Origin of the sequence: Brevundimonas diminuta, assembly GCF_050310045.1 — a bacterium.
Classification (GTDB): Bacteria; Pseudomonadota; Alphaproteobacteria; order Caulobacterales; family Caulobacteraceae; genus Brevundimonas; species Brevundimonas diminuta_F.
Genome location: NZ_CP190005.1, coordinates 414933 through 435708, shown reverse-complemented (window position 1 = coordinate 435708; position 20776 = coordinate 414933). Strand labels below are relative to the sequence as shown.

General features: G+C 67.4%; 22 protein-coding genes. 10 read left to right on the top strand and 12 right to left on the bottom strand.

Annotated features, from left to right (window positions below):
• Positions 1-81 precede the first annotated feature (81 nt).
• The 8 genes from ACORJG_RS02125 to ACORJG_RS02090 all read left to right on the top strand — a co-directional run bounded on the left by ACORJG_RS02125 (position 82) and on the right by ACORJG_RS02090 (position 8409).
• On the top strand, positions 82-783 hold the full coding sequence (locus tag ACORJG_RS02125; protein ID WP_427792938.1) for an HAD family hydrolase: 702 nt from the start codon (positions 82-84) through the stop codon (positions 781-783).
• A gap of 145 nt (positions 784-928) precedes the next feature.
• Positions 929-1249 carry a ribonuclease E inhibitor RraB gene (locus ACORJG_RS02120; protein ID WP_003166071.1) on the top strand — a complete coding sequence of 107 codons (321 nt, stop codon included), beginning with the start codon at positions 929-931 and terminating at the stop codon, positions 1247-1249.
• An 11-nt stretch (positions 1250-1260) separates the two neighbouring features.
• Positions 1261-4560, top strand: coding sequence for a carbamoyl-phosphate synthase large subunit (carB, locus tag ACORJG_RS02115; protein ID WP_427791209.1), 3300 nt, complete (start codon positions 1261-1263; stop codon positions 4558-4560).
• 286 nt (positions 4561-4846) lie between these two features.
• Positions 4847-6175, top strand: coding sequence for an amidohydrolase (locus ACORJG_RS02110; protein WP_427791207.1), 1329 nt, complete (start codon positions 4847-4849; stop codon positions 6173-6175).
• Between the two features lie 69 nt (positions 6176-6244).
• Positions 6245-6451, top strand: coding sequence for a cysteine protease (locus tag ACORJG_RS02105; RefSeq protein ID WP_427791204.1), 207 nt, complete (start codon positions 6245-6247; stop codon positions 6449-6451).
• Positions 6452-6518: 67 nt separating this feature from the next.
• Positions 6519-6737: a hypothetical protein gene (locus ACORJG_RS02100; protein WP_427791202.1), complete on the top strand. Its 219-nt coding sequence runs from the start codon at positions 6519-6521 to the stop codon at positions 6735-6737.
• 179 nt (positions 6738-6916) lie between these two features.
• A complete protein-coding gene (greA, locus tag ACORJG_RS02095; protein ID WP_313416173.1) occupies positions 6917-7390 on the top strand; it encodes a transcription elongation factor GreA in 474 nt (157 codons plus the stop codon).
• Positions 7381-8409: a mitochondrial fission ELM1 family protein gene (locus ACORJG_RS02090; protein WP_427791200.1), complete on the top strand. Its 1029-nt coding sequence runs from the start codon at positions 7381-7383 to the stop codon at positions 8407-8409. The genes greA and ACORJG_RS02090 overlap by 10 nt, the downstream gene beginning before the upstream one ends.
• A 7-nt stretch (positions 8410-8416) precedes the next feature.
• Here ACORJG_RS02090 and ACORJG_RS02085 read toward each other — a convergent pair whose 3' ends face one another.
• Positions 8417-8623, bottom strand: a complete 207-nt coding sequence (locus ACORJG_RS02085; protein WP_427791198.1) for a hypothetical protein — start codon at positions 8621-8623, stop codon at positions 8417-8419.
• A gap of 71 nt (positions 8624-8694) precedes the next feature.
• Here ACORJG_RS02085 and trxB point away from each other — a divergent pair, with 71 nt between their 5' ends.
• Positions 8695-9714: a thioredoxin-disulfide reductase gene (gene trxB, locus ACORJG_RS02080; RefSeq protein ID WP_427791196.1), complete on the top strand. Its 1020-nt coding sequence runs from the start codon at positions 8695-8697 to the stop codon at positions 9712-9714.
• Between the two features lie 143 nt (positions 9715-9857).
• Here the strand turns inward: trxB and ACORJG_RS02075 are convergent, their stop codons facing one another.
• From ACORJG_RS02075 to ACORJG_RS02055, 5 genes are all read right to left on the bottom strand, one after another.
• On the bottom strand, positions 9858-10643 hold the full coding sequence (locus ACORJG_RS02075; RefSeq protein ID WP_427791194.1) for a polysaccharide pyruvyl transferase family protein: 786 nt from the start codon (positions 10641-10643) through the stop codon (positions 9858-9860).
• 154 nt (positions 10644-10797) lie between these two features.
• Positions 10798-12003, bottom strand: a complete 1206-nt coding sequence (locus tag ACORJG_RS02070) for a cell wall hydrolase (RefSeq protein ID WP_427791192.1) — start codon at positions 12001-12003, stop codon at positions 10798-10800.
• Positions 12004-12119: 116 nt separating this feature from the next.
• Positions 12120-12596: a Dps family protein gene (locus ACORJG_RS02065; protein ID WP_427791191.1), complete on the bottom strand. Its 477-nt coding sequence runs from the start codon at positions 12594-12596 to the stop codon at positions 12120-12122.
• A gap of 229 nt (positions 12597-12825) precedes the next feature.
• Entirely contained in the window at positions 12826-13188 is a 363-nt protein-coding gene (locus tag ACORJG_RS02060; protein ID WP_138140825.1) for a DUF6481 family protein, read from the bottom strand.
• Positions 13189-13434: 246 nt separating this feature from the next.
• Complete coding sequence (locus ACORJG_RS02055; protein WP_427791190.1) at positions 13435-13632, bottom strand: hypothetical protein; 198 nt, start codon at positions 13630-13632, stop codon at positions 13435-13437.
• Positions 13633-14057: 425 nt separating this feature from the next.
• Between ACORJG_RS02055 and ACORJG_RS02050 the strand changes: the two genes are divergently transcribed.
• Positions 14058-15218: a cell wall hydrolase gene (locus ACORJG_RS02050; RefSeq protein WP_427791188.1), complete on the top strand. Its 1161-nt coding sequence runs from the start codon at positions 14058-14060 to the stop codon at positions 15216-15218.
• A gap of 7 nt (positions 15219-15225) precedes the next feature.
• Here the strand turns inward: ACORJG_RS02050 and nadC are convergent, their stop codons facing one another.
• The 6 genes from nadC to ACORJG_RS02020 form a co-directional block, all read right to left on the bottom strand.
• Positions 15226-16098 (bottom strand): carboxylating nicotinate-nucleotide diphosphorylase, encoded by an 873-nt coding sequence (gene nadC / locus ACORJG_RS02045; protein ID WP_427791186.1) that lies wholly within the window; start codon positions 16096-16098, stop codon positions 15226-15228.
• Complete coding sequence (locus ACORJG_RS02040; protein WP_427791184.1) at positions 16099-17667, bottom strand: L-aspartate oxidase; 1569 nt, start codon at positions 17665-17667, stop codon at positions 16099-16101. It abuts the gene before it with no gap.
• Positions 17668-17671: 4 nt separating this feature from the next.
• Positions 17672-18526 carry a metalloprotease gene (locus ACORJG_RS02035; protein ID WP_427791182.1) on the bottom strand — a complete coding sequence of 285 codons (855 nt, stop codon included), beginning with the start codon at positions 18524-18526 and terminating at the stop codon, positions 17672-17674.
• A gap of 160 nt (positions 18527-18686) precedes the next feature.
• On the bottom strand, positions 18687-19766 hold the full coding sequence (nadA, locus tag ACORJG_RS02030; protein WP_427791180.1) for a quinolinate synthase NadA: 1080 nt from the start codon (positions 19764-19766) through the stop codon (positions 18687-18689).
• A 107-nt stretch (positions 19767-19873) separates the two neighbouring features.
• A complete protein-coding gene (locus ACORJG_RS02025; RefSeq protein WP_427791178.1) occupies positions 19874-20083 on the bottom strand; it encodes a helix-turn-helix transcriptional regulator in 210 nt (69 codons plus the stop codon).
• Positions 20076-20768 (bottom strand): hypothetical protein, encoded by a 693-nt coding sequence (locus ACORJG_RS02020; protein ID WP_427791176.1) that lies wholly within the window; start codon positions 20766-20768, stop codon positions 20076-20078. Before ACORJG_RS02020 ends, ACORJG_RS02025 begins: the two co-directional genes overlap by 8 nt.
• Positions 20769-20776 lie beyond the last annotated feature (8 nt).

The window sequence follows — 20776 nt, the reverse complement described above, 5'->3', positions numbered from 1 at the left end:
CAAGATTCATCGTGCGGCTGCGCCGGGATGAGCGGGCGGATGAACCATGCTAAGGCCCGCCGGAAGTTCTGGAGTTCGCCCATGCCCGTCACCACGGTCGGCCTCGATGCCGACGACACCCTCTGGCACAATGAGACCATCTTCCGCCTCAGCCAGAAGCGCTTCTCCGAACTTCTGGCCGACCATGCCGAAGAACCGGTGATGATGGATCGTCTGGCGCAGGTCGAGCGCCGCAACCTGCGCCTCTACGGCTATGGGGTGAAGGGCTTCACCCTGTCGATGCTGGAGACGGCGATGGAGCTGTGCGACGGCTCGGCCCCGCCCCACATCGTGCGCGAGATCCTGGCCGCCGGGCGCGAGATGCTGACCCACCCGGTCGAGACCCTGCCCGGCGTCGACGAAACGCTGGCCGAACTGGCCGAGAACTACCGGCTGGTTCTCGTCACCAAGGGCGACCTGATGGACCAGGAGCGCAAGCTGGCGGCCTCGGGGCTGGGCGAACTGTTCGCCGCCGTCGAGATCGTGTCGGAAAAGGACCGCTCGACCTATGACCGCGTCTTCGCCCGCCACGGCTCGGGCGCGGCCGAGGCGGTGATGGCCGGCAATTCCATGAAGTCCGACGTCCTGCCCGCCATCGAGGCCGGTGCCTGGGCGGCGCACATTCCCTATCACATCACCTGGGCGCACGAACTGGCCGACGCCCCCGAAGGCGAGCCCCGCTACGTCAGCCTCAGCCGCATCGGCGAACTGCCCGACTGGATCGCCGCGATCGACGATCAATAAGTGACGGCGGGGCGGGCTCCCCAAGAAATCGCGCCCGCCCCATTCTGGCCCTTGCTCACCGGCCCCTCCCTCTCTAAACGGGCCGCTTAACCGACAACCCGAACGGATCGGCCGCGAGCGCGCTCGCGCCCGTCCGTCTGCGCGCGTGGAGACCGCCGCCCTGACCAGCCACGAAGAAAAGGACGCCATGGTGCGCGCCGCGCTCGCAGAGCAGGGCGACAGCGGGATCACCCCGCGCCATACGCTGTTCTACTTCTACGGCGAGGAAGAGGCGCACGGCGACCTGTGCGAGGTGGCCCGCCGTGCGGGCTTCCTGACGCGGGGCCAGGGCGACATGACCGTCCTGGAGACCACCATGCCGGTCGACGAGGCGTCGTTTTCGCCTGTGTCGGCCATGATGCAAACCTGGGCCGCGGCCTTCCAGCTCGACTACGACGGCTGGGAGTGCGCGGTCGTGACGAACTGAGACGAACGCCGATGCCCAAGCGCACAGACATCAAGTCCATCCTGATCATCGGCGCCGGTCCGATCGTCATCGGCCAGGCGTGTGAGTTCGACTATTCCGGCGTTCAGGCCTGCAAGGCGCTGAAGGCCGAGGGCTACCGGGTCATCCTGGTCAACTCGAACCCCGCCACCATCATGACCGACCCGGAGGTGGCCGACGCCACCTATATCGAGCCGATCACGCCCGAGATGGTCGAGAAGATCATCGCCAAGGAGAAGCCGGACGCCCTGCTGCCCACCATGGGCGGCCAGACGGCGTTGAACACGGCGCTGGCCCTGAACGCTTCGGGCGCCCTGGCCCGTCACGGCGTCGAGATGATCGGCGCCAAGGCCGAGGTCATCGACAAGGCCGAGGACCGTCAGAAGTTCCGCGACGCGATGGACAAACTGGGTCTGGAATCGCCCCGCTCGCGCGCCATCCACCACATTGAAGAAGCCGACGACGCCCTGGCCTTCGTCGGCCTGCCCGCCATCATCCGCCCGTCGTTCACGCTCGCGGGCACCGGCGGCGGCATCGCCTACAACGTCGAGGAATTCCACGAGATCGTGGAGCGCGGTCTGGACCTGTCGCCGACCACTGAAGTGCTGATCGAAGAGTCGGTGCTGGGCTGGAAGGAATATGAGATGGAGGTCGTCCGCGATCATGCGGACAACTGCATCATCATCTGCTCGATCGAGAACATCGACCCGATGGGCGTCCACACCGGCGACAGCATCACCGTCGCCCCGGCCATGACCCTGACGGACAAGGAATATCAGATGATGCGCGCGGCCTCGATCGCCGTGCTGCGCGAGATCGGCGTCGAGACGGGCGGCTCGAACGTCCAGTTCGCGGTCAACCCCAAGGACGGCCGTCTGGTCGTCATCGAGATGAACCCGCGCGTGTCGCGCTCCTCGGCGCTGGCGTCCAAGGCCACCGGCTTCCCGATCGCCAAGATCGCCGCCAAGCTGGCCGTCGGCTATACGCTGGACGAGCTGAAGAACGACATCACCATGGTGACCCCGGCCAGCTTCGAACCGGCCATCGACTATGTCGTCACCAAGATCCCGCGCTTCGCCTTCGAGAAATATCCGGGCTCCGAGCCGTCGCTGACCACGGCGATGAAGTCGGTCGGCGAGGTCATGGCCATCGGCCGCACCTTCCAGGAATCCATGCAGAAGGCCCTGCGCGGGCTGGAAACGGGCCTGAACGGCTTCGACGACATCGAGATCGACGGCGTGGCCGGGGCCGAAGACGACGCCGCGATCAAGGCCGCCGTCATCCGCGCGCTGGGCCTGCCGACACCGGACCGCATCCGCGTCATCGCCCAGGCCTTCCGCCACGGCCTGACGGTCGAGGAAGTGCAGGCCGCCTGCGCCTATGAGCCGTGGTTCCTGCGCCAGATCGCCGACCTGATCCGCACCGAAGGCCACGTCCGCGTTCAGGGCCTGCCCACGGACGCCACCGACTTCCGCAAGCTGAAGGCCAAGGGCTTCTCGGACGCCCGTCTGGGCGCCCTGACCGGCAAGACCGAGGGCGAGGTCCGCAAGGCCCGCCGCGCGCTTGACGTGCGCCCGGTGTTCAAGCGCATCGACACCTGCGCCGCCGAGTTCGCCTCGGCCACCGCCTATATGTATTCGACCTATGAGACCGGCGCGCTCGGCCAGGTCCCGGCCTGCGAGGCCGAGGTGTCGGACCGCAGGAAGGCCGTCATCCTGGGCGGCGGTCCGAACCGCATCGGTCAGGGCATCGAGTTCGACTACTGCTGCTGCCACGCGGCCTTCGCCTTCGACGACATCGACGTCGAGAGCATCATGGTCAACTGCAACCCCGAGACGGTCTCGACCGACTACGACACCTCCGACCGCCTGTATTTCGAGCCGCTGACGGCCGAGGACGTGCTGGAGCTGATCGACGTCGAACGCTCCAAGGGCGAGCTGCTGGGCGTCGTCGTCCAGTTCGGCGGCCAGACTCCTCTGAAGCTGGCCCATGCGCTTCAGGAAGACGGCGTGCCGATCCTGGGCACCAGCGTCGACAGCATCGATCTGGCCGAGGACCGCGAACGCTTCCAGCAGATGCTTCAGGCCATCGGCCTGCAACAGCCGCCCAACGCCCTGGCCCGCTCGGCCGAGGAAGCCGCGATCAAGGCCGAGGAGGTCGGCTATCCGGTCGTCCTGCGCCCCTCCTATGTGCTGGGCGGCCGCGGCATGATGATCGTCCACGACCGCGAAGGTCTGGACCGCTACGTCGGCGAGGCCATGCGCGTTTCGGGCGACGATCCCGTCCTGATCGACCACTATCTGAACCGCGCCACCGAGGTGGACGTCGACGCCCTGTGCGACGACGAGACCGTCTTCGTCGCCGGCGTGCTGGAGCACATCGAGGAAGCCGGCGTCCACTCGGGCGACAGCGCCTGCTCCATGCCGCCCTTCTCCTTGCGCCCGGAAACGGTGGCCGAGTTGAAGCGCCAGACCACCGCCATGGCCAAGGCCCTGAAGGTGCGCGGCCTGATGAACGTGCAGTTCGCCATCGAAGAGCCGCACAGCGAAAACCCGCGCATCTTCGTGCTGGAAGTGAACCCGCGCGCCAGCCGCACGGCGCCCTTCGTCGCCAAGACCATCGGCCAGCCCGTCGCCGCCATCGCCGCCAAGGTCATGGCCGGGGTTCCGCTGTCGTCCTTCGGTCTGGTCGACAAGGAACTGGACCACATCGCGGTCAAGGAAGCCGTCTTCCCGTTCGCCCGCTTCGCCGGGGTCGACACCATCCTGGGCCCGGAAATGCGCTCGACCGGCGAGGTCATGGGCCTTGACTGGAAACGTGAGGGCGAGGCCGATCTGGCCCCCGCCTTCGCCCGCGCCTTCGCCAAGTCCCAGACCGGCGGCGGCACCATCCTGCCGACCGAAGGCACGGCCTTCGTCTCGGTGCGCGACGCCGACAAGCCCTTCATCGTCGAGGCGGTGAAGACCCTGCTGGCGCAGGGCTTCGCCGTCATCGCCACCGGCGGCACCCACGCCTATCTGACCGAACAGGGCCTTGAGGTCGGTCTGGTCAAGAAGGTGCTGGAAGGCCGTCCGAACATCGTCGACGCCATGAAGAACGGCGAGGTCCAGTTGGTCTTCAACACCACGGACGGCAAGCAGGCCCTGGCCGACAGCTTCTCGATCCGCCGCACGGCGCTGATGATGAAGATCCCCTACTACACCACGGCGTCCGGCTCGCTCGCCGCCGCGCAAGGCATCGCCGCCGTCCGCCACGGCGAACTGGATGTCCGCCCGATCCAGTCCTACAACTGAGATCAGGCTCCGACCTGAAGAAAAGCCCCCGACGATCGCTCGTCGGGGGCTTTTTTCTTTTCCTCCCCATTTCATGGGGAGGGGGACCGCGAAGCGGTGGAGGGGTCGCTTCACACGCTTCGCCCTGCCGCCCCTCCGTCTGCCGCCCTCTGCCTTCCGCCGTCACCCTCGGGCTTGACCCGAGGATGACGGCATAGAGCGCATGCGCAGAGCAATGGGCCCTTCCCCGGTTGCCCCCTCCCAGCCAGCGGCTAAGGTCGCGCCTGACACAGGAGGGGACATCACCATGAAGAAGACCACGCTCACCGCCATTCTGGCCGCGGTTCTGGCCGCCGGTTCCGCGCCCGCCATCGCCCAGAACGCCAACGACGCCGCTGCGCTGAAGGCTGCGGTCAAGGCGGACTACGACGCCAACCTCGGCGCCTTGTTCGACCATTTCCACCGCAATCCCGAACTGTCGGGTCTCGAAGTCCAGACCTCGGCCCGCATGGCGCAGGAGCTGCGCGCCCTGGGCTATGACGTCACCACCGGCGTCGGCGGCACCGGCGTGGTCGCCGTCCTGCGCAACGGCGCCGGGCCGACGGTCATGATCCGCGCCGACATGGACGGCCTGCCGGTCGAGGAGCAGTCGGGTCTGGCCAACGCCTCCACCGCCCGTCAGGTCGACAGCGACGGCGTTGAAAAGCCCGTCATGCACGCCTGCGGCCACGATGTGCACATCACCGCCCTGATCGGCACGGCGCGTCAGATGCAGGCGCGCAAGGCCAACTGGTCCGGCACGCTGGTCCTCGTCGCCCAGCCGGCTGAGGAGCGTATCTTCGGCGCCCGCGCCATGGTGCAGGACGGCCTCTATTCGCGCTTCCCCAAGCCGGATTACGCCCTGGCCTTCCACGTCTCGTCCGACACGCCGACGGGCCGCATCGGCGTGCCGCTGGGCATCACCTCGTCCAGCGCGGACAGCGTGGACATCGCCGTCCACGGCGTCGCCACCCACGGCGCCTCGCCGCACATGGGGGTCGACCCTATCTTCGTCGCCTCGCACATCGTGGTGGCGCTGCAGTCCCTGCGCAGCCGCGAGATCAGCCCGCTGGAAGGCGCCGTGGTCACGGTCGGCGCCATCAAGGGCGGCATCAAGCACAACATCATCTCGGACCGCGTGGACATGCAGTTGACCGTCCGGGCCGACAGCCCCGAGGCGCGCGCCAAGCTGCTGGACGGCATCGACCGCATCTCGGCCAACACCGCCCGCGCCCTGGGCGTGCCCGAGGACAAGCTGCCGACCGTGGTGCGCTCGCCGCTGGAGAACACCCCGCCCACCATCAACGACGCCGAGACGGCCGCCCGCGTCCGCGAGGCCCTGACCGCCGGCCTGGGCGAGGGCGTGCTGATCGACAGCCCGCGCACCGGCATGGGCGCCGAGGACTTCGCCGAGTTCGTCACGCCTGAGCTTGGCGTGAAGGGCGTCTACTTCCGCGTCGGCGGCACTCCGGCCGATCAGGTCAAGGACGCGCCGGGCCACCACTCGGGCCTGTTCCGCATCACGCCCGAGCCTGCCGTGACCCTGGGCGTTGAAGGTTCTGTGCTGGCCGCGGAGGCCCTGATGCCGAAACGATAACCGCCGTTGAACCGGGCGGCGTCCTGCCCGTTCAGGAGAGGACATCCCCTTCCTACGGAGACGCCGCCCATGTTTCTGCCCAGCCTGCCTGCCCTTGTCGGCAGCTTCCTGTTGTCCCGCAAGGGCCGCACCGTCATCGGCCGCCACGCGGGCAAGATCGCCCTGGCCGCCCTTGCGTGGCAGCTGTGGAAGAACCGCCCCGGCGCCGGTGAAGACGCGCCTGCGGTCAAGGCCGCCCCCTCCTCGCGCCGTCGTTCACGCAGACCGGCCCGCTGAATTCGCCGAGGCCCACGCCGCCGCTTCCATCAGGAAACCCGGCGGAGGCTGAGGCGTTAACGTTTTCATGCGCCTGTCCGTTGTCCAAGTGATTGCGGCCCTGTTTGCGGCCGTGTGTTTCGTCATCGCCTTCATCGCAGCAGGGGCTGCGGTGATATCAGGGCTGTTCATGCTGATGGCGCTGGCCTGCCTGGGCTTTATCGCCTTCAGCGCCCTGCGGCGGGCCTTCGGACGGGATCGTCTGCGCAGGAGCCAGCCCTCCTCCGCTCCACCGCCGATTCCCTGAACGACAGCCATCCGGCCGACTGCGCGCTTGGGCTGCGCCACGTGACATTGTTTCGCTGTCTTGAGTTTGGGCGGCGGGCGCCCTACCTTCCTTGGCCGGTCACGCAACGCCCCCGTGGCCGCAGCGGTACCGGAACGTCTCTCACCTGTCTTCGGGCGTAGCAAGAAACTCACGACACAATGGAAAAAGTGCCGATGACGGCCGAGGGATATCGCTCCCTCGACGATCAACTCAAGCAATTGAAATCGGTGGAACGACCCAGCGTGATCGCCGCCATCGCGGAAGCCCGCGAACATGGCGATCTGTCTGAAAACGCCGAATACCACGCCGCCAAGGAGCGACAGGGCTGGATCGAAGGCTCGATCGCCGAGATCGAGGACAAGCTGTCCCGCGCCCAGGTGATCGACGTGTCCAAACTGTCCGGCGATCAGGTCAAGTTCGGGGCCACCGTCACCTTCGTCGACGAGGACACCGAGGAAGAAGGCGTCTATCAGATAGTCGGCGAACACGAAGCCGACGTGAAGCAGGGCAAGATCTCCATCGCCTCGCCGATCGCCCGCGCCCTGATCTCGAAGGAGGTCGGCGACGTGGTCGAGGTCAACACGCCCGGCGGCGTGAAGGCCTATGAGATCCTCAAGGTCGAGTGGAAGTAACCGCTTCCGACATCGAGGCTGAAGGCAGGGCGCGCGGCACAGCCGCGCGCCCTCTTTCCATCTGGGTCGTGTCCGACGGCCGCACCGGCATCCAGAATCAGGCTTTGGGTCTGGCCGAGGCCGTCGCCCGCCTGACCCCCGCCGACATCGCCATAAAGACGGTCCGCTGGCGCCCCGCCTTCGACCGCTGGCCCTCAGGCCTGAAGACCCCCGCCATGCTGGCGCCGGGGTCGTTCGATCCTCGCACGGTCGCCGAATGGCCCGACCTGTGGATCGCCACCGGCCGCGCCAGCCTGCCCCTGTCGGCGCGCGTGCGTGACTGGAGCGGCGGCAGGACCTTCGTGGTCCAGACCCAGGACCCGCGCTGGCGCAACGGCCGCTACGACCTGATCGTCGCCCCCGCCCATGACGACCTCAGCGGCCCCAACGTCCTGTCGATCACCGGCAGCCCCCATCGCATCACCCGCCAGAAACTGGCCGAGGCCGCGCCCGCCTTCGCAGCGCGCATCGCCACCCTGCCCCATCCGCGCGTGGCGGTGATGGTGGGTGGAGCCTCCGCCGCCTTCGACCTGCCGCCCGCCCACGCGGCGGATCTGGCCGAGCGGATCGCCGAGGCCGTCGCCGCCGCGAACGGCGCCCTGCTGCTGACCTTCTCGCGCCGCACACCGCAGGCGGCCAGGGCGGTGATGACCGAACGCCTGTCGGCCCTGCCCGGCTGGATCTGGGACGGTGCGGGCGACAACCCCCTGTTCGCCATGCTGGACGGCGCCGACCACATCCTCGTCACCGAGGACAGCGCCAACATGGCCGCCGAAGCCGCCTCGACCGGCAAGCCCGTCCACATCCTGCCGATGGTCGCGAAAAAGGCGCCGGGCAAGTTCGCCCGCCTGCACGCCGACCTTCAGGCCCGCGGCGCCGCCCGCCCCTTCGACGGCGCCCTGACGCCTTGGACCTATGAGCCGCTGAACGAGACGGAACGCGCCGCCCGCGCCGTTCTGACAGCGATATCGAAGCGCTGAGGACCGCTCAAACCTTCGGCGCCTCGCCGTCATCATCCTTGCCGTCACGCCTGGCGCCGCTCAGGCCCATCAGGCCCACGCCCAGACCCGAGCCGATGGCCACGCCCAGCGCCAGCCACATCGCCAGATTATCGGTGGCCGCGCCGATCCCGGCGCCGATCGCCAGTCCAGCGCCCATGCCGACCGGCATCCACGCCACCTTGTTTCCGTTCATTATTCTCTCCGCTTGCGGTAATGACGCGATCCTAACATCGCGCTTTGCGGAATCAGCGCCTAAATAGGCCCATGACCCAAGCCAACGCCCAAGCTCGCACCGTCCGCGTCGCCATCATCGGTTCCGGCCCCGCCGGCTGGACCGCCGCCATCTACGCCGCCCGCGCCTCGCTGAACCCGGTGATCATCGCCGGCCTGCAACCCGGCGGCCAGCTGACCATCACCACGGACGTCGAGAACTATCCCGGCTTCGCCGAGACCATTCAGGGCCCCTGGCTGATGCAGCAGATGCAGGCCCAGGCCGAGCATGTCGGCACAGAGGTCATCCACGACATCGTCACCAAGGCCGACCTGTCCCAGCGCCCCTTCCGCCTGACGCTGGACTCAGGGACTGAGCTGCTGGCCGAAACCGTCATCATCTCGACCGGCGCCCAGGCCAAATGGCTGGGACTGGACTCCGAGGCCGCCTATCAGGGCTTCGGCGTCTCGGCCTGCGCCACCTGCGACGGCTTCTTCTATCGCGGCAAGCAGGTCATCGTGGTCGGCGGCGGCAACACCGCCGTCGAGGAAGCCCTGTTCCTGACCAACTTCGCCGAGACCGTCACCGTGGTTCACCGCCGCGACGAGTTCCGCGCCGAGAAGATCCTTCAGGACCGCCTGTTCGCCCATCCCAAGGTCCGCGTGATCTGGGACTCGGCGGTCAAGGAGATCGTCGGCGTCGTCGACGGCGTGGCCCGCAACGTCACGGGCGTGCGCCTGAAGAACGTCAAGTCCGGCGACATCAGTGAAATCCCCGCCGACGGCGTCTTCATCGCCATCGGCCACGCCCCCTCGTCCGAACTGTTCGCCGGTCAGCTCGAGATCAAGTCCGGCGGCTATCTGGTCGTCAAACCCGGCACGGCCGCCACCGCCATCGAAGGCGTCTGGGCCGCCGGCGACGTCACCGACGACGTCTACCGCCAGGCCGTCACGGCGGCGGGCATGGGCTGCATGGCCGCCCTGGAAGCCGCCCGCTTTCTCGCCGAAGAAGACCACAAGGCCGCCCACCGCCCCATCAGCCACCAGGAAGCCGAGAAAATCGGCGCCTGGTAAAGCCCGGGAGGCGCCTCAGAGCGCCTCCCCCTTGGCCCTTTCGGAACTGGCGTCACACTATGCTTCAGAGCATCGGATCATTGCTAAATGAAACGTCCTGACCTGCACGAAACAGATCAGGACATCGTCAAACAGGATACCGCTTAAATGGTCACAGGCCCCCAGCCGAACGGACATGCCCCCTTCAGCGCATCCAGATCATACTTCAACTGACGATCATCGAACTTGAAGTCACGCATCAGCGTCTTTGCCGTCAGGCCCGGCCGGGCCATATCATAAACCTGTGGCGGCCTGTTCTTGTCGACACTGGCAAAATAATCCCAGTACTTGAACTCTCGACCATTAGGCGTGCCCGAGGCGAGCCAGGCGCTGGGAATGCCATAGGCGTCAGCAATAATCAGTCCATGCAGAGAAGAAGTAATGATCTTCTTACACGAAAGAATCTCATCAAGAGTTTCTTCTATAGCGCCAGTCTTCAGGTATATTTTCTTGATACCCTCGCCATCAAGCGCCTTGTTCCACTTATCCTCGGACCAGCGGAGGACGACCCCGACCTCATGCGTCTGCTTGACTTCCGGCCGGTAGAACTCAGGAGTCAGTAGCGCCGGATCGCCATAAATTCTCGGACACCGAATGCCCGCATTGTCCAGCTTGCTCCGTGTCAAAGGGCCGCGCACCGCAAGATAGGTCGCGCTATCGCAAATCGGCTCATCCGGATCAAAACCGAACGACCCCGTTCCCCACACAACCGAAAGGGGCTTCGCCATACCTATCACAGAGCCGATGGCGACATAGTTCGGCTGTGATCCGCCGACCTCAACAACCTCGTGCCCCGATATGTTTCGCACAAGCCATGGCGACAACAAGTCACCGAAATTCGGAGCATTGTTCCACCATTGCAGTGGAACTTTTCCATTGAGCAAAAACATACAAACTTTCTCACGAAGAACCAGCAGTCTGCACCTCAGGCAAGTCTGCTAAACAATATTTTGAGCGAATCAGATCTTTTAGAGTGCGCCGTCGCGCTTGACCATACGCTGGACAGTTCGTCTTCTCAGCAACACGCCAAAGCAGCACCGCCCTTTATGGCTTGCCGACCTCTTCGACGGCCATCGGGGTAACGCCTGAAAGCGGCCGGGCCGTCACGGTGACATTGGGGGCGGCGCCGGTTTCGAAGGCTTTCAGGCGGGCGTTGATGGCAGCGATCTCGTCCTTGCCCGCCTGACGGCGGCCGCCCAGGCTGGCGATGCCGACGACGCGGGTCTGGCCGTCAATCTCGACCGTGCGCAGCGTGTTCGGCGTCGCACCGGCAAGGGCCGCTTCAACGCTGTCGGTTTCCAGCGCCGGAAGGTCTGTGGGCTCCATGATGCGGGCGCGGGCGAAGCGCGCCTCGTCTATGCCCGGCTCGCGACCCGCATATGTCTGGGCGAAGGCCGCCGTTTCTCCGGCCGCGCCCTTCCAGCGATAGAAGATATGCGCCCCGACCTGGGTGATCTTGGTCAGGGTCGGCGCCCACCACGGGTGGACGTAATCGGCGTGATAATGGGTAGCCGTGCCCACGCGCGTCGCCACATGGCCGTTCAGGGCGCGCGCCGCGACGCGCTCCGCCCGGTCCCAGGCCCAGCGCACCGGCGCCCGTCCCAGCGAGCCGTCGCAGGTGAAGCTGAACTGGCAGCCCGTGGTCCGCTCGGCGCCCTGATAGACGACGCCGCAGACGCTGGCCGGATAGTTGGGATCGCGCACCCGGTTCAGCACGACCTGGGCCACGCCCTCCTGCCCCTCTGTCGGCTCCAGCGCCGCCTCATAATAGACGGCCTGCGTCAGGCAACGCAGGGCGCGCTGGCGCGAGGCGTCGTCCGCCGGGCGGAACAGGAAGGGTTGCGCAGGCCGCAGGACGCCCGGCGCATCGGGCATGGCCGCATTCAACTGTTGCGCCGCCAGACCGACCGCGCCCTGATCCAGACTGGGTTTGCCGCCCAGGGTCAGGCTCTCCCAGCCCGGCGTCAGACCGTAAAGTTCAGGCAGGCCCAGCGCCGGATCATGGCGTCGCGCAATCGCCAACTGGCCCGCGTCCAGCCGCGCCATCACCGCCGCCATGCCCTGTGCGCCCAGATCGCCGCCCGTCGCGCGGGCCAGGGCCTCGGCCGTGCGGTCGACATCGGGGCGCGGGCTGGAGCTGGCGGACATCGCCACCCCCATCGCCGCCAGAGTCAGGGCCATGGCGGCGGGCGCTGCGCCCATGGCCCGGCGTCCCGTCGTCTTCAGCAGTGTCAGGCGGCTGGCGTTCATTCCGCGTCCGTATAGCGGCGCGCGGCGGCGCCGGAAATCACTGATCTTGATGACCGCTCAATCCGGCGCTTTTCAGACGCGAAGATTACCGTTCCGTGAGGCGGAACCGGCAGCGCCTATCGCTCGCCCAGACTGGAGCGCAGCATCCAGGCGGCCTTTTCGTGCGCCGTCAGGCGTTCGGTCATCAGATCGACCGTGGCCTCGTCGCCCGCCTCGTCAGCAGCGTCCAGCGCGGCGCGCGCGGTCGCCAGCACGACGCCGTTGTCCTTGATCAGTTCCTTGAGCATTTCAGACGAATCCTTCTCGGGATCGCCATCCTTGATCGAGGTCAGATTGGCGAAGGCCGAGGCGCTCTGCGGCGCCAGTTCGCCCAGGGCGCGGATGCGTTCGGCGATGTCGTCCAGCGCGGCCCAGACCTCGCGATACTGCTCTTCCAGCAGATTATGCAGGCTGAAGAACTCCGGCCCGCGCACGTTCCAGTGGTAGCCGTGCGTCTTCAGATAAAGGGCATAGCTGTCGGCCAGAACCTTGGACAGTTCGCGTGCAACCGCTTCGCGTTCCTTGGATTTGAGGCCGGTGTCGATGGCGTTCATGACGGCTCCTGTTTGCAGTGCTGTTGTGGTCAGCCTTGCACTTAGGTCGCCGGACGCTCGTTCCAAGGGGCAGGCGGCGACCCGTCGCATGACTGTTCGCCTCAGTAACGCTGTAGCCGCCCTAGTGTTGCGATACGGCGGCGATGCAAACAAAAAGGCCGCACAGCCATCTCCGTGCAGCCCTTCGTCTGAACCTGACTGAGGCTCCCTGACAGGAGCAGGCCAGTGCTTAACGCTGGCGCGCCTTGCGCGCGGCGTAGCGGGCGTCGCGGGCCGCCTTCTGCTCTTCCTTGGTCAGTTGCTTGCGCTCCTTGCGGGCGGCGCGCTTGGCGGCGTCGACCTCTTCCTGAGCGGCCATTTCGGCAGCCAGACGGGCGGCGTCCTTCTCGGCCTTCTCGCGGCGGATCTCGGCCTTGGCCAGTTCGTGCTGCTGGCGGATCGCCTCCTTCTCGGCGGCGCGCTTTTCGGCGAGTTTCTCGAACTCGGGATCCTGAACCGTCGGCTTCGGCTTGAACCGGGCCAGCAGGGCTTGTTTGGCGTCTTTCTGGGCGGACAGGCGGTCGTTGAAGCCGGTGTTCTTGAGGTCGCGCATGCTGAGAGGCGGGTGTCCTTGATAGGGAATGAAAATAACGAAAAGGGCCGATCGCCAGAGCGACGGCCGCAAACCGGAGCGCAGGACGCGTTCCAACACGCTCGGCCCGGCGGGAGGGCAAAGCCGAATTTCGCGCCGAAATCAAGCTCCACAGCCTGATTTCATGGGTTTTGACGCCGTTCAGCGTCGTTTCGTCCCGGATCAGCCCATACAGGACAGGCTGGACCGGGACGCCGCGAGTCTGGATCAGTCCGGTTTCTGCGCGTGGCCGACCGCCGCGCCGGCCGCGCCGCCGACGGCTGCGCCCACCGGCCCGCCGACCACGGCCCCGGCCACGGCGCCGGTGGCGGCCTTCTGCTCAACGGTATGGCCGCAGCCCGTCAGGGCCATGGCTCCAGCCCCGGCCAACGCCATGCAGGCCAGACGGAAAGGAATGCGGGTCATCGGGTCAACTCCTTGAAATAGCAGAGCTTGCAACGCGGGAATCATCAGCCGGTTCCCATCTATGGCATGACTCTGGCCGCCAAGATGTCACACCCCCTCAAATAGCTTATTCGCGTCAAGGCCGCCGCGAGCGTAATCTTCGATCAGCATACGAATACAGTTACTACAAGAACATCTATGGCGTATTTTCGTTACGATCGAACGACACTTAAACAACGACTAAACGCGCTTTTCCATATGCTCTAAAAATTATGTTTCTGGCGAATCAGTCACAATGAGGCCATAAACAGATGGATAAAGGCCCGCCTTCGAGGGCCGGCGTCAGTCGGCGTTCACCCGAACCCGCTCAAGCGCGACGCGTCCTTGTCGCCGGGGTTCGGATCTACGGGGGCGGCATCCTCGCCCTGTTGTACAGGACTACGCCTTTGTCTTTCTCCTCGCAGACGCGTGCGCTGATGCACGCCGCCCGCTCATTCCGCCTGCGCCCCACGACGGCAGCGGCGGCGTTCGGCGGCGTCGTCGGTCTCGCAGTCGGAGGGGCCTATCTGGGCGGCCTGGCCGCCCAGGCCTCGACCGTGCGCAATCAGGCCGAGCGCCTGCAGGGCGCAGGCGCGGGGGGTTATACTCAGGAAGCGCTGGCCGATGCGGCCGGCGGCCTGGACGCCAGCGCCCTGGCCATCGCCCACCGCCATGATCCCTATTCCGTCGCCGGTTCGGCCCAGCGTGATCGCCAGGCAGAGCTGCTGACCGCCCGTCTGGAACAGCTTCAGGGCAAGGACGGCCTGCGCCGCGAGGGCGCCGCAGCGACCCGCGTCTCCGCCGCCCGCCCCTTCCGTCTCGACGGCGCGCTGGACCAGTCACGCGACCTGGAATGCCTGACTCAGGCCGTCTATTATGAAGCGCGCGGCGAAGGTCGCGACGGCATGAAGGCCGTGGCCCAGGTGGTGCTGAACCGCGCCCGCCACCCCGCCTTCCCCAAGACCGTCTGCAGCGTCGTCTATCAGGGCGCCAACCGCGGCTCTGGCTGCCAGTTCAGCTTCACCTGCAACGGCGCCATGCGCGGCGCCGTCAACCGCGCCGCCTGGAACCGCGCCCGCGAAGTGGCGACCAAGGCCCTGTCCGGTCAGGTGTTCGGCGCCGTCGGCAACGCCACCCACTTCCACACCACGTCCGTTTCACCGTCGTGGCGCAACAATCTGGTGCGCGTGAACCAGGTCGGCGACCACCTCTTCTACCGCTTCGGCGGCCGCACCGGCGCCAGCCAGGCCTTCGCCTATAATCCGCGTCCGTCAGGCCCGGCCGAAACCGCGCCGCGTCTTGTGCAGGCCAGCCTTGATCCGTCGGAGGCCGCCCGCAACCTTACCGGCGCCGTGGCCTATAGCGCCGTGCTGGCGCGCGAAGCTGCTTCCGCCAGCGACAAGACCACAACGACGCCTCAAGACGCTGCAACGACGCCGGCTGCCGCCCGCGCCGCACAGGCCGCGCCTGTCGCCGCCACGCAGCGCACCACCGCCACGCAGCCCGCGACAGTCAAGACCGCCGCTGCGGCTCCGGCCGCTTCGATCATCGTCGCCGCCGAGGCCTGACCCCGCGTCAGGCCTCGTCCAGCCCGATATCGAGCTGCGGAACCGAGTGGGTCAGGGCGCCCACTGAAATGACGTCGACGCCCGTGGCGGCGATGCCTGCGACCGTGTTCAGATTCACGCCCCCTGACGCCTCCAGCACCACCGGCACAGCGGCCGCGCGCACGCGCCGCACCGCCTCGGCCATGTCGGCGAGGCTGAAGTTGTCCAGCATGATGACGTCAGGCCGCTCGACCAGCACCTCGTCCAGCTGATCCAGACCGTCGACCTCGACCTCGACCTTCATCAGGTGGGGCGCGAAAGCCTTGGCGCGTCGCACCGCCTCGCCCGCCCCGCCGCAGACGGCGACGTGGTTGTCCTTGATCAGGATGGCGTCATCCAGCCCGAAGCGATGGTTCAGCCCGCCGCCGCAGGCGACCGCATGCTTCTCCAGCGCCCGTAGCCCCGGCGTGGTCTTGCGGGTGTCGGCGATGCGCGCATGGGTCCCCGCGACCGCCTGCACATAGGTGCGCGTCAGGGTGGCGATGCCGCACATCCGGCCCAGCAGGTTCAGCGCCATCCGCTCGGCCGCCAGCAGGGCGCGGGCGTTGGCCTCGACCGCCACCAGCACGGTTCCGGCCTCGAACGTCTCGCCGTCAGCAACCTTAATCGTCACCGTCGCCTGCGGATCCAGCGCGTGGACCGCGATCCGCACCACCGCCCCGCCCGCCATCACCCCGGCCTGACGCGCGCAGAAGACAGCGCTGAAGCGGGCGTCCTCGGGGATGCAGGCCTGCGCCGTCACATCGCCCGTACGGCCCAGATCCTCGGCCAGCGCCATGCGCACCACGGGCTCGATCAGCAGGTCCGGCAGGGTTCGTGTCACGGATACGTCCTTCGTCATTCAGATCACGGCCGCCAGAACGGCGAGCGTCGCCGCCTCGGCCTCTTCGTCGCGTACAGGCGCCGTTGCTGCGCGCATCCGCGTGTGCTCGGCCCTCGGCAGGCTGTCGGGGAAGTCGCGGCGATAGTGGCCGCCCCGGCTCTCGCGCCGGTTCAGCGCCCCCTCGGCGACCAGCCGCGCCGCCGTCAGACACGCCGCCGTCGGATGCGCCTTCGCCAGGTCGTCGATCAGGGCCAGCAGCGCCGTCAGCCCCGCCTCGTCCCGCACCACGCCCGCATGGCGCGTCATGGCCGCGCGCAAGGTCGCCAGCGCCTCGGGCGGCAGATCCGTCATCGCCTGCACAGCCGCCAGCGGCCGTCGCTCGGGCTGGACCTCGCCCGCCGCCGCCCGACCCGCGCGCCGCCCGAAGGCGCCCGCTTCCAGCAGGGAGTTGGACGCCAGCCGGTTGGCCCCATGCACCCCCGTCGCCGCGCACTCGCCGATGGCGAACAGGCCGGGGACCGAGGTGCGCCCCTCATCATCCGCGACGATCCCGCCCATGTGATAGTGGGCCGCCGCCGCCACCTGAATCGGGCTGACGCGCGGGTCCAACCCGGCCCTCATGCAGGCGGCGAAGACCGCCGGAAACTCATGCGGAAAGGCTTCGCCCACCGCCTTCGTCGCATCGAGGAAGGCGCCGCGCCCCTCGTTGCGCGCCGCGTGCACCGCCCGCGCCACGATGTCCCTCGGCGCCAGATCGGCGTCGGGATGATCGCCCAGCAGGAAGACGCCATCTCCATCGACCAGCCGCGCCCCCTCGCCACGCAGGGCCTCGGTCGCCAGCGGCGCCGGGTCCAGCCCCACATCGATCGCCGTCGGGTGGAACTGCACGAACTCGGGGTCCAGAATCTCAGCCCCCGCATGATACGCCAACGCCAGCCCCTCGCCGCGCAAGGCCGATGGATTGGTCGTCGCCTCGAACAGGCCGCCGATCCCCCCGGTGGCCAGCACCACGGCAGGCGCGAACACTTCGTCCAACCGGCCGCCGCGCCGCTCGATCACGGCGCCGCGCACCCGGCCGTCCACGTCGTGGATCAGGCCGCGCAGCCGCCCGTCTTCCCAGATTTCAATGACCTTCGTCGCCCGCGCGGCGGCGACCACGGCCGACAGTATGGCCCGCCCCGCGCCGTCGCCGCCCACCCGCGCCACGCGCGGCAGGCTGTGCGCCGCCTCCAGACTGACGGAAAATCCGCCGTCGTCATCGCGGTCGAAGGGCGCGCCCAGCGCCGCCAGCCACTCGACCGTCTCACGCCCGCGCGTCGTCAGGGCGCGCGCCGCTTCAGCCTCGACCAGACCGGCGCCTGCGCCTTCAGTGTCCTTGGCGTGCAGGGCCGCGCTGTCCTGCGGCGACAGGGCCGCCGCCATCCCGCCCTGCGCCCACGCCGAAGAGCAGGCGCTCAACAGCGGCTCAGGCGTCACCACCAGCACCTTGCTCTCCGGGCCGAGCGCCCCGGCCGCCTCCAGCGCCGCCGACAGGCCCGCCAGCCCGCCGCCGATGATCACAGGCCCTTCATGCCGGATGCGCGCCATTCGCCTAGCGGCCTCCCACACCGAAGAAGCGCAGACCCATCTCGAACGCTGGCTCGACCGCCCCGCCCGTCAGCGGCAGCAGGGCGCCGATCGCCGCCGCCGCGCAGACCACGGCCGTCAACAGGTAGAGGGCCAGGCTGCGTCTCGTCTCAGGCCAGCTCAGCTGTCCCCACGCCGCGCGCCAGACGCCGCGCTTCAGATGGCCGAACACCGCCAGTCCCAGAAAGATCGCGAGGATCAACCGTCCCGTCGACAGTCCCCACCACACGGCCAGACCGCCGACGACCAGCAGTGCGACCTGCTCCAGCCGCGGATGCACCCGCGTCAGCACCGGCCCCAGCGCCTTGGACCCGTCCAGCGGCGGCGCAGGCAGCAGGTTCAGCAGATTGATCATGGCGATGAAGAAGGCGCCCATCAGCCATTCCTGCGACTTCATCGCCAGACCCACCGCCACGAAGGGGATCATGGCCAGCAGGCCGAACGCCGGTCCCGCCAGCGACACCAGCACCCCGTGCCACTCGCTCTTCGGCGCGCGCTGGCCCTTCGCCAGCCCGCCCAGGAAGGGGATGATGTAGATGCGCGCCGGGCCCATGCCGACGCGGTTCATCGCCAGCACATGGCCGTACTCATGCACGAACAGGCCGAACAGAACGGCGCCCGCCACGACCCAGCTGCCGGTCAGGAACCACAGAAACCCCGCCATCAGCAGGGTCGAGACCACCGCCCAGACCGGGTGCTGCCCCTTGTCCTCGCGCGGCGTTTCATGGCGGGCGCTGTAGCGCGGCGTCTCGCGCGCAGGCGTTTGCACAGGCGCAGGCGTCGAACCGTCGCGCGCGCCCCACGGCCCCTCGGCGCTCATCCTTCTCCCCTCGGGGGAGAAGGTGGACGGCGGAGCCGGACGGATGAGGGGGACGCCAGCCCCACCCTCGACGTCTCACCCGGATCCGACAGCCCCCTCATCCGAGGCGCTGCGCGCCCCACCTTCTCCCCCGAGGGGAGAAGGATTGCGGACAGGGCCATCAGATCAGCTCCACATCGACATGATGCCGCGCCTTGACCAGATCATAGCGTGCAGGCTTCGACGGCGGCGGCAGGTCGATCATCCGCTGCACCGCCAGGGCCGCCCTCTCCAGCATCTCTTCCGACACCGTCACCTCGAACTGCATGTGCAGCAGGCAGTCGCGGATGTTCTCCAGCGTGATGCGCTTCATGTGCGGGCACAGGTTGCACGGGCCGACGAACTCCACCTCGGGCACGTCGCCCTTGATGTTCGAGGCCATCGAGCATTCGGTGATCAGCACCACCCGCTTCGGCCGACGCTGCTCGACATATTCGGTCATGGCGGCGGTCGAACCGGCGAAGTCGGCGGCGCGCAGGATCTCTTCAGGGCATTCAGGGTGGGCCAGCACCTCGGCGTCCGGCCAGGCGTCGCGCATGTCGGCGATGTCCTGCGTGGTGAAGCGCTTGTGCACCTCGCAGTGGCCCGCCCAGGCGATGATGCCCACCGTCGTCTGGGCCGCGACGTTGCGCGCCAGATATTCGTCGGGGATCAGGATGACCTTGTCGACGCCCCATTCCTTGGCCGCCCATTCGACGACCTGAACGGCGTTGGCGCTGGTGCAGCAGATATCGGTTTCGGCCTTCACATCTGCCGTGGTGTTCACATAGGTGACGACCGGCAGGCCCGGATGCCGCTCCTTGATCAGTCGCACGTCCGCCCCCGTGATCGAGGACGCCAGCGAACAGCCCGCGCGCAGGTCGGGGATCAGCACCGTCTTGTCCGGCGACAGGATCTTGGACGTCTCGGCCATGAAGTGAACGCCCGCCTGAACGATCACCTTGGCCTTGGAATTGGCGGCCTCCTTGGCCAGCCCCAGGCTGTCGCCGACATAGTCGCCCACGCCGTGGAAAATCTCGGGCGTCATATAGTTGTGGGCCAGGATGACCGCGTCGCGCTCGCGCTTCAGCCGGTTGATCTCGCTGATCAGCCGGGCCTGTTCGGGCCATTCCAGCGGCGTGACGTGGTCCTTGACCTTGTCCCACACCGGGGCGGTTTCTTCCGCCAATTCCTGCGACAGACCGAAAGCGCCGTCCGCCATCATCCCTACTCCCTCAACGACCGTCTGCGCGGTCCCGACTTATGCTCAAAGTTAGCATAAGCAGGCGCAATGTAGGCTGTTCCGCACACGGCGCAAGGGAAATCGGCTCAGTCTTCCAGGGTGAACAGGGCGTCCAGCGACACGCCCAGCGCCTGCGCCAGCGTCAGAGCCACCAGCACCGACGGGGTGAAGACCTCATTCTCCACCGTATTCACCGTCTTGCGTGACAGTCCGGCGCGGTCGGCCAGTTCCTGCTGCGTCAAGCCCGCCGCCGTGCGCACGGCCTTCAGCTTCACGACCAGACGCGGATCAGCCACCGGCAGCCCGCCGATCCAGCTGCCAGTAACGCAGCCCCGCCGCCGAGGCGGTGACGAACATCAGCCCCGGCAGGGCAGCCACCGCCGCCTGCGGCTTCCAAAGGCCGAGGGCGAAGACGACCAACATCCCCGCCAGCGCCACGCCTAGGGCTGCGTTCAGCGCCGAGCGACGGAAGGACAGGGTCAGTTCGTCCTCCAGCAGCCGCTTCATCTTCTTGTCGCCACGAATATCGAAACCCGTGACCATCGACAGCAATACGCCGGAAACCATTGGCGACAGTGCAGCCATTTTCCAATCGCCCCAATCCCCCTGCCCTCCGGCGATGGCCCAGGCGGACTTCGTGCCCAGATAAACAACAATGAGCGACGTCAACGGCATGATCGCCATCGACACGGCGCGCTTTTTCTGAACGCTATCGCGATAGCCCCCTTTGGCGCGCTCCACCCGGATGGTGTCGGAATCCGGTCCATTGTGCATTCCGAGCACCATGGAAGCGACGACCGCACAAAGTCCGAGCAAGGCCAGGATAGCCCCGGCGTTCACTGCGTGCCCCTCACCACGATTGGCCAGCACAACGCCGCACACAGCCGCCGTCAGACCCATACCCCCCAGCGCCGCGATCATTCGCAGCCGCCTTACCCGCCGCCGCTCGTTCGCCTTCGCCCGCTTCAGGTCGTCGTCCATCGGCGCCT

Excerpts from the sequence above, each read along its gene's own strand:
- ACORJG_RS02125 (WP_427792938.1), top strand. The coding sequence starts at position 82 with ATGCCCGTCACCACGGTCGGCCTCGATGCCGACGACACCCTCTGGCAC.
- carB (WP_427791209.1), top strand. The coding sequence starts at position 1,261 with ATGCCCAAGCGCACAGACATCAAGTCCATCCTGATCATCGGCGCCGGT.
- ACORJG_RS02110 (WP_427791207.1), top strand. The coding sequence starts at position 4,847 with ATGAAGAAGACCACGCTCACCGCCATTCTGGCCGCGGTTCTGGCCGCC.
- ACORJG_RS02105 (WP_427791204.1), top strand. The coding sequence starts at position 6,245 with ATGTTTCTGCCCAGCCTGCCTGCCCTTGTCGGCAGCTTCCTGTTGTCC.
- ACORJG_RS02100 (WP_427791202.1), top strand. The coding sequence starts at position 6,519 with ATGCGCCTGTCCGTTGTCCAAGTGATTGCGGCCCTGTTTGCGGCCGTG.
- greA (WP_313416173.1), top strand. The coding sequence starts at position 6,917 with ATGGAAAAAGTGCCGATGACGGCCGAGGGATATCGCTCCCTCGACGAT.
- ACORJG_RS02085 (WP_427791198.1), bottom strand. The coding sequence starts at position 8,623 with ATGAACGGAAACAAGGTGGCGTGGATGCCGGTCGGCATGGGCGCTGGA.
- trxB (WP_427791196.1), top strand. The coding sequence starts at position 8,695 with ATGACCCAAGCCAACGCCCAAGCTCGCACCGTCCGCGTCGCCATCATC.
- ACORJG_RS02075 (WP_427791194.1), bottom strand. The coding sequence starts at position 10,643 with ATGTTTTTGCTCAATGGAAAAGTTCCACTGCAATGGTGGAACAATGCT.
- ACORJG_RS02070 (WP_427791192.1), bottom strand. The coding sequence starts at position 12,003 with ATGAACGCCAGCCGCCTGACACTGCTGAAGACGACGGGACGCCGGGCC.
- ACORJG_RS02065 (WP_427791191.1), bottom strand. The coding sequence starts at position 12,596 with ATGAACGCCATCGACACCGGCCTCAAATCCAAGGAACGCGAAGCGGTT.
- ACORJG_RS02060 (WP_138140825.1), bottom strand. The coding sequence starts at position 13,188 with ATGCGCGACCTCAAGAACACCGGCTTCAACGACCGCCTGTCCGCCCAG.
- ACORJG_RS02055 (WP_427791190.1), bottom strand. The coding sequence starts at position 13,632 with ATGACCCGCATTCCTTTCCGTCTGGCCTGCATGGCGTTGGCCGGGGCT.
- nadC (WP_427791186.1), bottom strand. The coding sequence starts at position 16,098 with ATGACGAAGGACGTATCCGTGACACGAACCCTGCCGGACCTGCTGATC.
- ACORJG_RS02040 (WP_427791184.1), bottom strand. The coding sequence starts at position 17,667 with ATGGCGCGCATCCGGCATGAAGGGCCTGTGATCATCGGCGGCGGGCTG.
- ACORJG_RS02035 (WP_427791182.1), bottom strand. The coding sequence starts at position 18,526 with ATGAGCGCCGAGGGGCCGTGGGGCGCGCGCGACGGTTCGACGCCTGCG.
- nadA (WP_427791180.1), bottom strand. The coding sequence starts at position 19,766 with ATGGCGGACGGCGCTTTCGGTCTGTCGCAGGAATTGGCGGAAGAAACC.
- ACORJG_RS02020 (WP_427791176.1), bottom strand. The coding sequence starts at position 20,768 with ATGGACGACGACCTGAAGCGGGCGAAGGCGAACGAGCGGCGGCGGGTA.